Origin of the sequence: Paenibacillus sp. FSL H7-689 (assembly GCF_000517905.1) — a bacterium.
Lineage (GTDB): Bacteria > Bacillota > Bacilli > Paenibacillales > Paenibacillaceae > Paenibacillus > Paenibacillus amylolyticus.
Map to the genome: position 1 here is coordinate 66,363 of NZ_ASPU01000010.1, position 17,307 is coordinate 83,669.

The window sequence follows — 17,307 nt, forward strand, 5'->3', positions numbered from 1 at the left end:
GATCACTTGCAGTTTAGAAATGATTAGTCATAGACAGTAACCCAAAACCATAAGCTAGTCCCACACCTGCCCTATCCTCACAGTGCGTCGATGATGTCTCCGGCCAGCAGGGATGATGGGTCACCGCGCAGCAGTGCTGCACGTTCAGCGGCCTGTCCGTGGAGATATACGCCGAACGCGGCGGCTTGCTCCGCGCTGAGCCCTTGGGCAAGCAGACCGGCGATGATGCCGGTCAATACGTCTCCGGCACCGCCAGTCGCCATGCCGGCGTGCCCGGTGGTGTTGATGTACGCCTCGCCGGACGGCGTTGCGATGACCGTTCGTGCTCCTTTGAGCACAAGGGTCACGCCCTGCTCGCGGGCGTATTTTGCAGCGTGCCCAATGCGGTCACGCTGCACCTCTGGGGTCGACATGCCCAGCAGTCGGCCCATCTCGCCAGGGTGCGGCGTCAGAATTGTCGCCGCACTTCGCTGGCCCCAGTCGCGAGGCCCATGTGGGCCAGCGTCTGCCAGCATGTTGAGGGCGTCCGCGTCGATGACGAGCGGACGATCCGTATGTTGCCACAGACGGCGCAGCCAGTCTGTGTCGCCCTTGAAGCGGCCGAGGCCGGGGCCGGTCGCGAGCACGTCGCGGCTCTCCGCGAGACGCAGCACGGCGTCGGCGGAAGCCGCGTTCCATTCTCCGCTTTCGCCATCGGCGGCGGCAGCGAGCATGAGCTCGGGCACGGTGCCGATGACATGCGGCAGCAATGCCGCGGGCAGCGCCCATGTGGCGAGCCCGCAGCCTGCGCGCAGCGCGGCCTTGGCCGAGAGCAGGCCAGCGCCGCTCATCGGCAGACTTCCTGCGGCCAACAGTACGTGGCCGTAGGTGCCCTTGTGGCCGTCCGGTGCCCGTAGACGGCCTGTATCCACGCGCAGCGCACCGCGCAGCACCTCGTCCGTCAGCAGACGGACCGAGGGGCCATGCTCTGGCGCAAGTCGCGCGGGAATGCCGATGGCGCGCACCACAATGCGCCCCGCAGCAGAAGCACCCGGGTACTGCACCAGCCCGCGCTTAAGCAGCGCGAGACATACGGTCACCCGGGCTTGAATGCAGGGCTTGTACACCTCTCCGGTGTCGGCGTCCAGCCCGCTTGGCACATCGGCGGACACGACCGGCTTGCCGCTGTCGTTCGCCGCCTCAATCAGCGCCGCGTAAGCTCCGCGCGGCGCTCCCCGCGACCCGGTGCCCAGCAGCGCATCCACGATGCCTGTGCACCGGCTGAAGTCCACGGCTTCGCGCCCGTGGACAAGAGCAGGGATGCCAAGCTTCGCGGCGGCATCCCGTTGCACTGCGGCTTCGCCCCGCAGTGCATCAGGGGCATCGGCGTAGACCAATGTCACGCCAAGCCCTGCTTCAACCAAATGGCGCGCGGCCACTAGCCCATCGCCGCCATTATTGCCCTTGCCGATCAGCATGTACCACTGCTGATCTCCCGGGCGCTCCATCACCAGCGCCGGATCGGCGATGATGTCGCCACCATAACCTTGCCGATCACCGGGCCCGGTGTGTGCCCGCCTCGCATCGGTCTTGCTGCTATAGCCAAGCTGCCCTGAATCCACAAACCAGCCTTCTGCCTGCACTTCCCGGCACAGCTTGATCACTTCCTCGGCTATGGCGCGACCTGCATTCTCCATCAGACTTGCTGCCGGAATACCGAGCTGATGAATGGTATACTCGTCCAAAGCTCTCATCTGTTCAGCGGTTACGATAAACAACGTTCATCCCTCCCCGTGACAAGCTCATCTCATACTTAAAAGTAGCAACTTTGCACCTAAACGCTGCATCTTATATGTGTGTCGCTATCTTTCCTCTTACCTCATCCAGTTACCACGATCCACTCGGTACATCATCGAAAACTCTATCGATCCCGTGTACGAGACCTTCAGATTAAATCATCCATTCCAAAGCCTGTCTACACTTAATAACCTACCGTAAACCGTGCTTGTATAAATTGCGGATCGTCAAGTTCGTCCACCAAAGCCGCTGCAAAATCGCCAACCGAAATCGAGCTTTCCCCGATATCATCCGTAATCACCCGGTTCATGCCAACCCGGAACTGGCCTGTTCGACGTCCTGTTGTGATTGTCGCCGCAGGGCTCATGTAAGTCCAGTGAATACCTGATGCTTCAATCAGGTCATATGCTTCTGCATGTGCTTTTGCGAGTGGTTTGACTTCTTCCGGGAATCCCGGCGTATCCATCAGCATATCCCCGGAATCGGTTAGCAAACTTCCCGCTCCACCAACTACAACCAGACGTCCTGCTTTTGCCCGGCGCACACCCTCGATCAACGAACGTGTCACTTCCAGCATCTCTTCTTCTCCACCAAACTTCGGTCCATATGCACTCACAACCACTTCCTGACCCGCTGCAAAATCAGCCACCTGATCCGGGTTAAGCAGATCTCCCTGTTCTACACGCAAACGCTCATGAACCATCTCAACCTTCGAAGGGTCACGCACCACCGCTGTCACTTCATGCCCACGATCCATCAGCTCCCACAGTATCATCTTGCCAATCGCTCCGGTTGCTCCAAAAATGGCTACTTTCATATGAATTCCCTCTTTTCTGTAGATATCATTTCATCAACTTACCGTTATTTTAATACTTAATCCTATTGTTATATACCTTAAACGGCTCACGCCATCTTAAACCGGATGTGACATCTTGTAAACCTATCTCTTACAGCTTATATGTAGAAAAACAATCTTCACTGCGTGATCGAAGGAAACACCGCCATTCAGAAGCATCCCCTCTCCTCCCCATCAAGCAATACGGTTCATGTAAAAAAGCCGCTAATGCGGCTATACGGAGATGATTTCATAATCATATGAAGTGTAGTCTCGCATCAAAATTTCAGTTTCCGTTCCGCTAGGTAGTCGGTCCTTCTTCTCCCTGCCTCCACCACATGCCCTCCGATTTTGGGCTGGTGTATTCAAATCCAAATTGAGCATAAAGTTGATCAGCCGGAACATCCGCCAGCAGACTGACCAAACCACGGGCAGGTACTGCTTCACGCAGATAATTCATAATCTCGCTCATGATCAGTTTTCCATACCCCATTCCCTGAACATCCGGGTGTACAGCAATGTCGACGACCTGAAAGAAACAACCTCCATCTCCAATCACTCGCCCCATGCCTATCAGCATATCCTCTTCACGCAGACATACGGCAAACAGGCTATTCGGTAATCCAATCTCCGCCCCTTCCCTGCTCATCGGGCTAAGACCCGAAACCTGCCGTAAAGCAAGATACTCCACTGCTGCGGGTGGTGTGTGTTCAATACTCACATGATCCATGAATTGTGCCCCTCTCCAACAAAATAAATTATTCTTTTATTCTGTCAACCACATGCCAAGACTTCAACAGCAAAACCGGCGGGATATATACAGGCATAATCCACTGGTAAGACAGATCTTGAAGTAACTGACCTAGCCATAACCTCCCCTGATCTTCCAGCCGAATCCTCCACGGACCGCTAGCCATGGTTTCTCCCTGATCTACAAGTTCACGGGCAACATCATAGGAATACTCTTCTCCTTTATTTCGTTCAATTTCTTCAAGAGCTGCATCATATACCCGTTGCTGCTCTTCTTCCATTTCCTTTGTAAAGTCAGAATCATATATCACGGAAAAGTTAAGCCCTTTGAGCTTACGCTCTTCAATCCATTCTTTAAACTTTTCTGTAACAAAAACCTGAACACCAGGAGTTTCCTTAATCTTGAACATACACGTTCCTTCCGGTATTTTGGCAGGATCGAATACAAGCTTGTTAAACCGTGCCCAAGACCCATCTTTGAATCTACCAATATCAGAACGATGATAATCAACACAGTCCAATATATTAGTAACATTTAGTATGAACAATTCCATATTATCATTCGTTATGGGCAAAAATTCTACTTCGCTTGTTAATAAACTCTCTTTCTCCATCATCTCTTTAACTCTTTTTGAGAACACAGGTTTACCGATATGATAATTCGGAAAATCCTTGTATGATTTTTTATAAAGGGTTTCTAAACCTATTGTTGTCCATCCTTTTATTTTAGATTGACCGTGGAAATCACTATTAATTGGATGATGATCATCTTCCACTGAAGCTAGGACCTTCGTTTTCGTATCATGATTAAACCTATAAAATTTCATTTCTCCCCACCTTAAAATCTTTCTATTATAATTACATCTGTGTCACTGAGCTACTCTACGTATCATGACTTTAACATATGAATTCTGCTTGAATTCATCTACTTCCTGTGTAATAGTGAGAGAAAGCTTACGTGAAGCGTGTTTCATGATACGTGAAGTTGGTGCAAAGGAGGAACAAGTGTGTTTCAACGTTGGATTGAAGATCTAACATCGCGCCCAGGCGCTGTGGCTGTACTGTTTGGAGTCATGGCTTTGCTTCTGGGGATATACATATGGTCTGCCACTGAAGTTCGCCGCAGCCACGAAAGGCGAATGAGAAGGATACGAGATACATTATACATAAGTACAGCCCTCTTGGGACAACTTACCATCCAGGAAAATCGGAATTATGAACGATCGGAACACGAACATGACGATCTGATAACAGCAATGTTAGCCTGCAAAGCTGCATCTTACCTATCTCCTCAGCTACAGGACCAGATCCGTGACTGTATTAAGGATCATGACCCTGCCAGAATCGGACTGATGCACAGAGCACTGGAACGGGAATGCACCGTATTATCGGATGAACTCAGCCGGGAGACTCATGCAGATCATTGGGGCAGAGCGGTATGGACCATCCTTCGGCCTGCAGCCGAACCATTGGCACTAGCAGCCACAGGGTTTCTAGTTACAGATCTGGTATTTCGTCAGCGGATGTTGGACGTCCATGTAGACTCATGGGACAGCATCTTGCCATGGATTCGCGCAATTTCCCTGATGATCACCATAATATATGGTTACCTGCTCTGGGCCAGCCCACGACGGGATAGGTCACGTACAGTAACCAAAATGCTCTCCTTGCTGATCGCGCTATGCTCCTTGCTCCATCTGATTGGACTTGTTGCTGCGCCCTACGCACTGGGACTACAGCTGATTATATTCACTTCGGGTTTCGGGTTGACTGGGACACGCTCTCGAAGTGATCGCCCCTACGCAGGACATACGGATCTGGAACCAACGAAGCAAGTCTCTGCGGAGATGGAAGGAAATACACGTCGTACATCTGGTACCAACACCGACGAATAACCTACGATTCAGCCGCTTCCGTATGATTAAACTTAGATACCCACATCGATGATACGAGACTTGGCCCTCCCTCGGCTGGATTTTCACCGATCAGGTCGTGTCTCCTTACTCGGCATGCTATACGAGGATGGATGTCAGTGTCCCAAAATTATCGAGCTTCCGTCTGGCTGATCCTATTGAGTAACCAGTCGATTTTCTAAGGAACACAGGACGTCTTATATTACCTCTACAGCCTCTTTCAAAATTGTAAAGAACCCCAGACACGTTATTTCCCAAAATCGCTCGATAAAAACGCTCTAAAACGCCGTACATTTCGATATAACGTGTCTCAGATTCGTTAGCGCTCACCCCCTGCTCATGCTCTGTTCCAAACGTGACTGAGAGGAAACCTCGTGTCCCTCTCGTACGAAGCGAAAATTTTCATTGGTAGTGGAAAATAGGAAAATCGCTTTTGCGACGTCCTAATTGCTTGCTCTTACATTCAGTATTTAGCGCTTGCCTACTCCGGACACGTTCAGATACACTTCGGCTTTCAGCACGTGTTGAAAACATCCCCTATATCCAACGTATCTGTACGCAAAAAGGGCTTAAACTACATTGTAGTTTAAGCCCTTTTCTATAATCTTTTCTTGCGAAGAATTGAACGATATAAAATGAATTTTAATAACTACACAAAAACGGAGAGGGCAGAAATAACGTGAAGAAGCGAAGCTACAAGTTTTCTGTAAGAAAATTACTTCGAAAGCATTCGCTACGCCTAAAGCCTTTCGGAAAGAAGGCTCCATCTAAAGCATATGCTTATCCCCGGATTTTTTCCTTTGAAGAAGGAAAGAATCTGGGGGATAACAGTGATCGGAAAGTTATTCTGTCATCGAAGTGGCATGTGTGACATTCTTTAGTTCACTTTATATCATGCATAATTACTTCACTTATTTGGCTACAACATGTGCAATGACACGACCATTTTCGTACGTGACAGTCACGTCATAACCTTCGGCAGTTACACTGTCGAATTCACCTGTAATTCCATTAGCCGTGATTAACGTAATATCTTTGGAACCTTCAATCTTATAGTTGGACAAGTCGAGTTTGAGACTTCCTCCATCAATATAGAGCTTTCTGCCAACATTCAGTTGACTGTTGTTGTCAGTCACTACCAATTCCAACGTACCGTTATCCATGGTAAAGTTCCTATTTAAGTTGAGTGCTCCGTCGACATCAACGACAACTGTTCCATTCTCTACATACAGATCACCTGTACCAAAAGCAGTTGCAGATTCAGCTACCAGCGTTCCTGCTTGCAGCAATGTTCCGCCAGTGTAGCTATTTTTCCCTGTCAATGTAAGGGTTCCTGTTCCTTTTTTCGTAAGCATTCCACTACCGGTGATATCATTTCTCCACCAGTCTTCTGCATTGAAGCGCCCTTTGGAAGCGTCCATATCCACAGTTACATTGTTCAAGAATGCGCCGTAGCCATCCGCAGCCGTGACCAGATCAATTCTACCCCAGCCCTTGGATTCATCCAGTACAGGATATCCAGAGTCAATGGATGTTGTATACAATACTTGTCTGCGTTGCTCATCTGTTAAATACGGTTGACGTGTTTCTAACAGGGCTTCTGCTCCTTGCGGTACAACTGGAGCCAAACCTTTGGTTCCGGTTTGTGGTAGACCGTAAGTCATCTTTTCTCTATAGAAGGCTTTATTGGCATCATGATCTTCCCATTTGTGTTCATCGTAGGCACTCTTGAACGTGTAATCCTCAGTTACGGTGTGTGCATACTCATACAGACTCATATTTTTTTCCTTGGCTGCAGCTCCAAATACTTCTCCTGCATTCTCATAACCTTTCTCTAACACATCTTTGTTCTCAGCCTTATTAAGTGCATATGCAGCCATGGCTGTGGATTGTATTCTTCCTCCTATAACATCAAGCGGTGAGTGCATCCCCGTTACGATTCGATTCTCGCCCAACTGAGCTGCTCTCGTTAACAATTCAGTGAATCGTTCTGGTGTAGCGTATGCCAAAGGAAATACGGATAAGTACGCTGCACTGGTATGTCCGCTCGGAAATGCACCATCTTTTCCTCTTCCATCCTCAGCGATTCGTTTGACATAAGTTAACGCAGGAATAAGCTTAACGTTAGTTTCGTATTGCTGGTAATGTTTTTCTCCTGTTGATTTGGTGCCGCCTGAAGCCAAAGGTACTTCTTTTTTCTCACCTTCGCCCAAGGTTTCCCATACAGGCAGTCCTTTGCTGTCAACAACTTCTTTCACTTCTCCATTGGAATTCATTCTCCACGGTCTAGGGGAAGAGTAGAAATATTTAGAGGGATTAGATGAGGCAGGAATTTTGAATCGAACCAGATCAACTAAATGAACCAAGTCTGCAAGTTCCGTCTTTGCTTCCCAATCTCCAATGCCTTGGCTTTCATCTTCCACTGTTTCTTCGGTCAATACCACATTCATCTCGTCCACCGTTCGTTCAACGTTTGTCTTTGGCTTGATGATATCTACATACGTGTTAGCCAACGGACCAAAGCCCTCCATCACGCTATAGATCTTATCTCTTTGGTCATCATAATAGGCTGCCAATGTCTCTTCACCTGTGCGATTTTGCGTGACCTTTTCTACATATTTGATATTGGCTTCCCAAGTCGCTTTGTTTCGGATCTCTTCATTTGCATATGTTTTCTGATCAGCAACAGCTACGGTTGGATCATTCTTAAAGCCGTCATAATATGGAGTCGGTCCATCTCCATACTTTGCATTTTTCCCGTCAGCTCCAATTTTAGTTGCCGCTGTTCCATCTCTCCAATCCGCTAGGTTCATGGACCATACTTGATCAAAACCGTCTAAAATATCAATAAACGGATTGGTTTCCGCAATATTTTTCAAGGTGTCGTCTCCGGCATTGGCTCCGTGCTTCACGGCGGATAACCGAGCTTCATCTGCTGGGGGATTAACATTCAGAACGGTTTCCGTTCCTTTTGGCTTAGCTGGTTTGGCAGCTGTAGTAGCATCTGTCTCCACAGCTTTAACGAGCGCAGACACCGCTTCGGCACGAGTAATGGAATTAAGCGGTTTGAATGTTCCATCTGCATATCCGGAGATAATTTTCGCTGCTACCGCTCCACCTACAGCTCCCTTGCTCCACGCCGCTATAGACGATGAATCGCTAAATACATTCGCTGCTGTTTCATTTAACTCCAGATTCAAAATGCCAGCGATCACTTTAGCTGCTTCTTGACGGGTGATCGGATCTTGCGGCTTCATTGTGCCATCGGTGTATCCATCTATATATCCATTCGCATTTGCAATAGAAATTGCTTCGTAATACCATGCACTCTCAGACACATCATTAAAGGTAATTTTAGCTTGTCCGGAATATCCAAAAGCACCGTTTACCAAATTCATAAATTCTGCTCTTGTAATATACGTATTCGGTTTAAATGAATGATCTAGGTAACCTCGAATTAATCCTTCATCACCCCATGCTTGAATATTTGCTTCCGCCCAGTGTCCCTGAATATCAGAGAACTGAATCTTCTGATCGGCTGCAAAACTCTTCTCTGCAAATGTCGGACCTACCATAGACAACATTAGAAGTAATGCCAGTGACTTTTTAAGTGGTTTTCTCATGGCTTGCAAATACACGCTCCCGTTATGGTAAATTATTTTTTTGCTTCTGCATCTGCAAATGAGTAAGAAAGACTCTATACAGATGTCTGATCTGCCGTTACTGTAGCATTAGGGAGCGTTTCGCATCTATAGAACAAATTCCGTTTTATATCAAAATCGTACGTTCCGGAGCTCATATGCCAAGAAAAATGGAGTTAGATACTACATTTATCAATTAAAATACCTACTTTTGTAAACGCTTTATTAACTGAAAGTAAATTATGGAGTGGGAGTTTGTTAAATTTCGATCAACATGATTTCTAGTCCTCGGCCTGCTATATAATGATGAAGTTGTTTAGAAAAGAGACATAAAGGGGGAAAAAGAATGCTTAAGCCATTTCAATCTGTAAGATCCAAGATGGTTCTTTCCTACCTTGCTGTCGTTCTTGTCATTGCGCTTCTTTTCGGCTCCATTCTATACCTCTTCTTCTCCCATCAATACAGCAAAGAGATTCGAATCAATAATCAACTTTCGCTGAAAAGCACTGTCAATACTATTGAGAGCTCCGTTATCCAGAAGGTGAATCAGGTCTATCTGTCCCTGGCACTCGGTAACGCCGCAAGTATCGATTTAGATAGCTTAAAAGGAAACCATAGTAAAATCCTGGACATCGAACAGTCCCTCAAAAATATGGTGCAAAATTATTCCGATCTCATTGAAGCTATTCATGTGTACGATACGAAGAACCACTTCATCGTCTCCTCTGTATATGGGCTGTTGCTCTATGAGGACACGCCTTCGAGTGTGGATCATACGACGGATTGGATTACTGCGATGAAAGAGAATCCAGAAAGCTCCTTATGGATGAAGACTCGCATGGTGCCTCAGGATGTTTATATCGAATCACGGGAACAGGGCAAGATGAGTCCTCTAATTTCCTATGTCCATAGTTACCCGTTTCAATCGTCTGGACAAGACAGTAAGGCCATGATTGCGATTGATATCAAAGAATCAGCGATCAGTCAGATCATTAAAAATATGCTCCCTGCTGACTATGCAAATACATTAATCATCGATCAGGATGGAACTGTCATATCTGCCGCGGACAAAACGTTGATAGGCAACTCCACGGAGGAGAATCTGACGCAGTCGCTGCTCACCTTTCATTCTTCAGATGCGAGCTTCAAACCTGTATTTAACTATGACTCTCATGTCGTTACCCAAGATCAATTTAAAGGAAATGCATGGAGAATCTACACAACCACACCTAATGAAAGCTTCTATTATAAATTGGATAGCTTGAAGGAGATTTCGGTTCTTCTCGGTTTATTGGCTGTTGCAGTTGGGATAGCGATGTCGTCCATCTTTACCAGGGCCAACTATAGTCCTCTTAAACGAATCATGAATAACATCAAGAGCCGGATGGATAGCCCAACCAGCTTAAAGCAGGACGAATATCGGTTCATCGATACAACGTTTAACAGTCTGTCCAATAAAGTTGATAGTCTTGAAGAAACTTTACAGGCCAATCACAGAATGATTAAGCATAGTATCATGCTCAATATGTTAAATAACCGATTTACACCCGAGGAACTTACGGAACAGCTCCAGTCTATTCACATTTCAATGGCCTACTCTCGCTTCCGTTGCATCGTCATTGACCCTGTTAATGAGAAGTGGAAGGATCTGCAGCCACGACAGTTGCAGCATACGTTGTATACGATGATCCAGCAACTGGAGATCGCAGAAATGGATGGAACTCAACTGCTGGCAGAGGAATTGCAGGATCACAAAATAGCCGTAATCATCTGTACCAACCAACCCGAAGAACCGCTCTCTGATCACATTGTAGACTTTATTCACGCTGAGGCGAGCAGCAGATTTGGTCTGGAATTTGTACTATCGTTAGGCGGATGGGTAGAGCACTTCACGAAGATTCACACAAGCTATCATCAGGCGAATACCCTGATTCGATACAGCTACTTCTTTCCCGAGCAGTCTGCCATTCAGGATCTTGATCTTCTGAACAGGGAAGCCAGCAGTCTGGAGATCCCGGAGTCATACCTCGTAAACTTTGAAAAGAAATTGCAAACTCGGGATGTGCAAGGTACGGTTCAGGCCATTCAGGAATTGGTCGCGACAATAAAAGAAGGCCCCTATTCAGCCGAATACAGTCGGATCATCTTATTAAAAACGGTATCTATTTACGCTGAGTGTATTAATCAGGTGCGCCTGCAACCCACCGAGGCGAGCTCATTGAATATGTACAAGCAATTTTCATTGTTCTACAATATCAACCGCTATTCGGAATGGATGATTCATCTCGTGACCGAATTTGTGATGCAGATGGAGAAGCGAAGCGAGGTACGAAGTGTGGATACCATCTCGGCTGTCAAAGCCTATATTCACGAGCACTTATCGGGTGATCTCACGCTGGATCATGTCTCAGAGCAAGTATTCATCAGCCCTAAATATCTCAGTAAACTTTTCAAGGAAGAAACCGGGATTGTTTATTCCGAATATGTTACGAATCAAAGAATGGAACGCGCACGGGAACTCATGACACAGCGTGAAATTACGGTTGAGCAGGTCGCAAGTACGGTCGGTTACCGCACCCCTGCCTATTTCATTAAAAAGTTCAAAGAAATTCACGGCTGTACGCCAAAAAACTTCATGCGCAATCTAATGGAGCAGGGATCTATATAGGGTCAATTTAACATTTACGCAAAAACGGAGAGGACAGAAAGAACCTGAAGAAGCGAAGCGTTCGCCTAAAAGCTTTCTGAAAGAAAGCTACTTCGGAAGCATACGCTATTCCCGGATTTCTTCCTTTAGAGAAGGAATCAAAAGAAATCTGGGAATAACAGCGATCGGAAGGTTGTTCTGTCATCGGAGTGTCCGTGTAAATATTCTTTGATTAAACCTATATAGAATTTGAAATCAGGAAAGGAACTGCTATGAACATCAACCTTTCAAGAAAGTTATGTCTATATTCCGCAATGCTCCTCCTTCTCGTATTTACAAGTGGGTGTACCTTTTTAGGAAGAGAAACAGCACAAGTGCAACAGCAAGACCATCTAGCAAGCGCTGAGAAGGATACAGCACCGCAGTATACGATATCCTGGACCATGCATCAAAATATCCCTGTTCCCGAGGACGCGGAAATGATTGCATATATTGAGGATAGGTTTGATGTCGATCTGGAGGTGTGGAATCTTGAGAACAAGCGATACGAGGAACTGCTGGACCTGGAGCTTGCTCAAGGGAAAATACCCGATCTGTTCCGGATCAGACAACCGCATGATCTGCTTAAGTATCAAATGCAAGGGGTCTTAGCGGAAATTCCCCCGGAAGTTCTTGAACAATATGCGCCAAATATCGTACAGCGAATTCGCGATTATGATTCACGTTATTTAGAGTATGGAAAAATAAACGGTGGCTTATATGGAATTCCGGCTATTAATCAGACCAACATCTATCGAACCCCTGTTGTATACCGAGAGGACTGGCTTAAGCAGCTTGGTCTGGAGGTGCCAAAGACATTAGATGAATTTGAAACGGTTATGTATGCTTTTGCCAAAGATGATCCGGACGGGAATGGTAAACAAGATACGTATGGCCTATCCAGAGAGGGCTTAAATGTGGTGTTTGGCGCTTTTGGACAGTCCGTTTTCACCGAGCAACTGTATTTTAATGAAAAAAACAACCAACTCGTGATCGGTGCTTTGCAGCCTGAGATGAAAAAAGCCCTGACTTATATGCAAAAGTGGTATCGGGACGGAATTATCGACCCTGAGTTTATAACCGGCGAAAATAAAGGCGGCTATAAACATCTATCCCATACTTTTATTAATGGAAAAATTGGGATGACCTCGATGGGCAACTATTATCATTGGAATCAAGAGGGAGACTACAGTGTCCTTAATGAAAATGGCCAAGAAACCCCTGTGGGAGCCTCGTTCAATGTTAATGAGCTGTTACAGAAGAACGCAACTGCAGAGGTTGTATTTGGTTCTCCTGTTATTGGTCCTGAAGGACATAGCGGTTCAAAAGGGAACAATCTGCTGATGAATTTTATTGCTATAGGTGCTGAGGCTGCGAAGGAGCCGGGAAAACTGGAGAAAATTTTGGAGATACTCGATTATGTAAGTGCCAACCCCGATCCGGAGGAGCAAATCAAAATGGAGTATGGCCTTCCAGGAAAACACTGGAATTGGAGTGCTGAAGATTCAAACTCGTTCCACTTACTTTACCCATACAACAGAATGGAGAATTATATTAATATGATCGGCTCAAGTATCGGCATGACGGTTCCAGGTACACCCTCGGACAAACGTGAACAGTGGGCTGCATCTGCAGGGTTGACGGAGAATGGTATCTATAATCGCCTGGAGGTTGCAACCCCTGCCCTGATTCAATATTCATCTGAATTGATTCGCATGAGAGACAGAGCGTACATCTCCATCATCACTGGCGATCAGCCTGTGGGGTATTTCGATACCTTTGTGGAAGAATTCATGGATGCAGGTGGGCAACAGGTATTGCTTGAAGCGAATCATTGGTATAAGGAGCATATGGAGACAAGTCGTGCCCAATAGGTAGGATGGTTTGGAACATGCATTTCCCATGAGTTTCTGGATTTTACATGTGTTTTTATGCACCTATCTTCGCTTCCTTCACGTCACTCTCTATCCCTTCGCACTCGCATTTGATCCGCGTAGTGAACGGGCTGAACTGCTTCGTGCCGTGCTTCCGGATTTGGAGGCGCTGCCTGAGGGCGTGTTTTCAAAACGCTTGCGTTCGGTCCGCTCCATCTGCACAATCTGACCTTCGTGCACCACGATATGCAATGAACCAAACTCCATGTCATTCAGCTGCCCGGCAATTCGGTCCAACCATACCTCATCCACTTTTAACGGCTTAGCCATAGAGCCGCCTCCTCTTCTCGGGCTATTGCCCGCCATATTCCTAAGTACGCTGTCATCCAACGGATTTATAAATCATTCTTATCCAACCTATATACTTGGTTTATACATTAGCAGGGCTTCCAGTAGCTGTCAATCTGTATTTTCTTCTTCTCATAATCACTTTTCTGAAACGGCTTTGTGTCCAAGCCAGCTCTTGAGTAGCAACGTGGCGAGAGCCAGAATCAGGAGCAGGGAAGCTACGGCAAACGAAGCCGAAAATTGATATTCGTTATACAAAATCTCGACATGAAGTGGTAACGTATTCGTCTCCCCGCGGATATGTCCGGACACCACAGATACTGCTCCGAACTCGCCCATGGCACGCGCATTACACAGAATAATGCCGTACAGCAGCCCCCATTTGATGTTGGGCAAGGTTACACTCCAGAAGATTCGCCACCCGGAAGCACCTAGCGTAACCGCCGCTTCCTCTTCCCGGGTTCCCTGGTCCTCCATTAGTGGAATCAACTCCCTCGCTACGAACGGGAAGGTAATAAACAGCGTTGCAATGACAATGCCTGGCAGCGCAAAAATGATTTTGATATCATGCTCGGACAGCCACGGCCCTAACCACCCATTCGAACCAAAGACCAATACAAAGATCAACCCGCCCACCACAGGCGAAATTGAAAAAGGAAGATCAATCAGGGTGATCATGAGTCCCTTGCCCTTGAACTGGAACTTGGTAATGACCCATGCAGCGGCCACACCAAATATCGTATTCAGCGGCACGGTAATCGCCGCAACCAATAACGTGAGTTTCAGTGCAGACATGGCATCCGGCTCGGTAAGAGCCGCAATGTACACACCCCAGCCCTGCTTCAACGCCTCCATGAGCACAATGGCCAGTGGCAAAATAAGCAGCCATATGAGTACCAGGCTTGCCAGTCCAATCAACAACCATTTGACCCATGGAGCTTCTGTTGTTGCACGGTTAGTTCCACGCCCGGTCTTTACGGGTGGAACAGGGCTCAGTGGAACGGACCCCGCCATATGCTGCACCTCCTTTGGTTTGGGTGAGTGACATCTGAGTGTATCCATATTCCATCATGCTTCATCGTCATGCTCTGCCCGCCTTCCGGCTCCAACGTTGCAAGGAATTAATGATCAGCAGCAGGATGAAAGAAACCAGAAGCAGCAGCAAAGCTACAGCTGTAGCGCCTGCATAATCGAACTGCTCCAGCTTGGCCATGATCAGCAAGGGAGCAATCTCCGTTTTCATCGGCATATTGCCTGAGATAAATACAACCGAGCCATATTCGCCAATCCCCCGGGCAAAAGCCAGAGCAAAACCCGTCAGCAACGGTGGAATCAGATCTGGCAGCAGAATCGTGCGGAATATCCGCCATCTCCCTGCTCCCAGTGTCGCAGCTGCCTCTTCCACTTCTGCCTCCAGCTCTTCCAACACCGGTTGCACCGTGCGAACTACAAACGGAATTCCAATAAACATCAGCGCCAGCGTAATCCCGGCCTGTGAATAAGCGAGCTTGATGCCCAAAGGCTCTACAAACTGCCCAATCCAGCCATTGCCGGCATAGATCGCCGTAAGAGCAACCCCTGCTACTGCCGTTGGCAAGGCAAAAGGCAGATCAATGACCGCATCAAACAGCCTTTTGCCCGGGAATTCATACCGAACAAGCACCCATGCCAGGAGTAACCCCAGCACGAGATCAATCAGCGCCGCTGCACCTGCGGTCAGGAAGCTGACCTGGAAGGAAGCCAACACCCTGGGATTGGTCGCAACCTCAATCATGGTTGCCCACGTCAGTCCTGTTGAGTTAAATAACAGCGCAGCCAGTGGAATAAGTACAACCAGGCTCAGGTAGAACACACTGTAACCCATCGTTAATCCAAATCCCGGCAATGTGCGTCTCCGCGCCACCATCACCTTGCTCATGCACGTTCATCCTCTCTGCCTTCAGCCGGTAAGGCTGGTTGGCCGCTCACAGCGCGATTGATCGAGTGTTCATTGAACAGAGCAACCTTAGCTGCCTGGAACATAGATCTGGTCGAAGATACCGCCGTCATTAAAATGTTTGGCCTGAGTATCCCGCCATGTACCGAATACATCTTTCAACGTGAACAGTTCAAGCGCCGGGAACTGATCCTTGAATTTTTCCTCCACGCTGTCCAGCGTTGGGCGGTAATAATTTTCAGCAGCAATCGTCTGTCCTTCTTCACTGTACAAATATTTCAGATAGGCATCCGCCACGTCGCGGCTTCCTTTTTTGTCTGCATTTTTGTCCACAATCGCAACTGGTGGTTCAGCCAAGATACTAACCGAAGGCACGACAATATCGAATTTGTCCGGACCCAACTCTTTTACCGATAGGAAAGCTTCATTTTCCCAAGCAAGTAGCACATCACCGATGCCACGTTCAACAAACGTTGTCGTAGATCCGCGAGCACCCGAATCCAGCACAGGCGCATGTTTGAACAATTCACCAACGAATTCCTTCGCCTTCTCTTCATCATTGTTGTTATGCTTCAGTGCATATCCCCATGCCGCCAAGTAGTTCCAACGCGCCCCGCCGGACGTTTTGGGATTTGGTGTGATGACTTGCGTATCGCCTTTGATCAGATCATCCCAGTCCTTGATGCCCTTTGGATTACCCTTACGTACAAGGAAGACAATCGTAGAGGTATACGGAGAGCTGTTATGCTCGTATTTATCCTGCCAGCCTTCATTAATCAGACCTTTATCTTCAATCGCATCAATATCGTATCCCAATGCCAGCGTCACCACGTCTGCATCCAGTCCGTCAATAACAGAACGACTCTGTTTGCCCGATCCCCCATGGGACTGCTTGATGGTCACTTCCTGGCCTTTCTCTTTCAACCAATGCGCCGCAAACGCTTTGTTATATTGCTCATAGAGTTCCCGCGTTGGATCGTAGGAAACATTCAGCAGCTCGATGGCCTTGGCCCCTTCTGTGCCGCCTTCCGCTCCCCCCGATGTTCCTGCCGCACTGGACCCGCCGCTATCCGATCCGCATGCTGCCAGAACTCCTGTTAATACCAGTGCCAGACCAACCAAAATACCCTTGTGAATTCTCTTTTTCATAAATAACACTCCCCCGATATAGATCTGCATGACTACCTCAGGCCGGCTGAACAGGATCAAACGCCCCGTAAAAAACAAGAAGACGGAGGAACCCCCGCGCACTTCTCCCCATAAAGTCATGCCGGCTTAAGGCCGTGCATGCTCCATCTGAAAAGGATGCGCTGCGGTGTTCCTCCGTCTATACGGTGAGAACGTTATTCTGTTCAGGTTGCATGGTTGCATCTGTCTGTAAAATGACCGTTTTCACAATGAAAACAGATTCATTTTTATTATTCCTACCTGTTTAGTAAGTTATATACGTATAATAAAGGCAGTCTATATACCTGTCAAACGTTTTTTCCGATTTTTACCGGATTTCTGGCCTATTGGTAAAAAAAAGAGGAACAACGAACCAGCGTC

Annotated in this window: 12 protein-coding genes; 3 read left to right on the forward strand and 9 right to left on the reverse strand. The window is 47.5% G+C overall.

Translation table 11 applies throughout. The features are described from left to right. Positions 1-77: 77 nt before the first annotated feature. The 4 genes from C170_RS06255 to C170_RS06270 all read right to left on the reverse strand — a co-directional run bounded on the left by C170_RS06255 (position 78) and on the right by C170_RS06270 (position 4,188). Positions 78-1,757, reverse strand: coding sequence for a bifunctional ADP-dependent NAD(P)H-hydrate dehydratase/NAD(P)H-hydrate epimerase (locus C170_RS06255; protein WP_036607437.1), 1,680 nt, complete (start codon positions 1,755-1,757; stop codon positions 78-80). A 203-nt stretch (positions 1,758-1,960) separates the two neighbouring features. Next, a complete protein-coding gene (locus C170_RS06260) occupies positions 1,961-2,593 on the reverse strand; it encodes an NAD(P)-dependent oxidoreductase (protein ID WP_036607440.1) in 633 nt (210 codons plus the stop codon). A 319-nt stretch (positions 2,594-2,912) separates the two neighbouring features. After that, positions 2,913-3,341: a GNAT family N-acetyltransferase gene (locus C170_RS06265; protein ID WP_036607442.1), complete on the reverse strand. Its 429-nt coding sequence runs from the start codon at positions 3,339-3,341 to the stop codon at positions 2,913-2,915. Positions 3,342-3,369: 28 nt separating this feature from the next. Continuing rightward, the gene (locus tag C170_RS06270; protein ID WP_036607444.1) at positions 3,370-4,188 is read right to left on the reverse strand and encodes an imm11 family protein; all 819 of its coding nucleotides are present in this window, start codon (positions 4,186-4,188) and stop codon (positions 3,370-3,372) included. A gap of 180 nt (positions 4,189-4,368) precedes the next feature. Between C170_RS06270 and C170_RS06275 the strand changes: the two genes are divergently transcribed. After that, positions 4,369-5,256 (forward strand): hypothetical protein, encoded by an 888-nt coding sequence (locus C170_RS06275; RefSeq protein WP_036607446.1) that lies wholly within the window; start codon positions 4,369-4,371, stop codon positions 5,254-5,256. Between the two features lie 929 nt (positions 5,257-6,185). Here C170_RS06275 and C170_RS31570 read toward each other — a convergent pair. Next, positions 6,186-8,897, reverse strand: coding sequence for an S-layer homology domain-containing protein (locus tag C170_RS31570; protein WP_036607528.1), 2,712 nt, complete (start codon positions 8,895-8,897; stop codon positions 6,186-6,188). Positions 8,898-9,261: 364 nt separating this feature from the next. Here C170_RS31570 and C170_RS06285 point away from each other — a divergent pair, with 364 nt between their 5' ends. Both C170_RS06285 and C170_RS06290 read left to right on the forward strand, forming a co-directional pair. Beyond that, positions 9,262-11,583, forward strand: coding sequence for a helix-turn-helix domain-containing protein (locus C170_RS06285; RefSeq protein ID WP_036607448.1), 2,322 nt, complete (start codon positions 9,262-9,264; stop codon positions 11,581-11,583). A 353-nt stretch (positions 11,584-11,936) separates the two neighbouring features. Next, positions 11,937-13,475 carry an extracellular solute-binding protein gene (locus C170_RS06290; RefSeq protein WP_081745874.1) on the forward strand — a complete coding sequence of 513 codons (1,539 nt, stop codon included), beginning with the start codon at positions 11,937-11,939 and terminating at the stop codon, positions 13,473-13,475. Positions 13,476-13,565: 90 nt separating this feature from the next. Here C170_RS06290 and C170_RS06295 read toward each other — a convergent pair whose 3' ends face one another. The 4 genes from C170_RS06295 to C170_RS06310 all read right to left on the reverse strand — a co-directional run bounded on the left by C170_RS06295 (position 13,566) and on the right by C170_RS06310 (position 16,908). Next, the gene (locus tag C170_RS06295) at positions 13,566-13,805 is read right to left on the reverse strand and encodes a YezD family protein (protein WP_036607453.1); all 240 of its coding nucleotides are present in this window, start codon (positions 13,803-13,805) and stop codon (positions 13,566-13,568) included. Between the two features lie 156 nt (positions 13,806-13,961). Next, entirely contained in the window at positions 13,962-14,837 is an 876-nt protein-coding gene (gene cysW / locus C170_RS06300) for a sulfate ABC transporter permease subunit CysW (protein WP_036607456.1), read from the reverse strand. 67 nt (positions 14,838-14,904) lie between these two features. Beyond that, positions 14,905-15,741, reverse strand: coding sequence for a sulfate ABC transporter permease subunit CysT (cysT, locus tag C170_RS06305; protein ID WP_017690928.1), 837 nt, complete (start codon positions 15,739-15,741; stop codon positions 14,905-14,907). 87 nt (positions 15,742-15,828) lie between these two features. Then, positions 15,829-16,908 carry a sulfate ABC transporter substrate-binding protein gene (locus C170_RS06310; protein ID WP_036607530.1) on the reverse strand — a complete coding sequence of 360 codons (1,080 nt, stop codon included), beginning with the start codon at positions 16,906-16,908 and terminating at the stop codon, positions 15,829-15,831. Positions 16,909-17,307 lie beyond the last annotated feature (399 nt).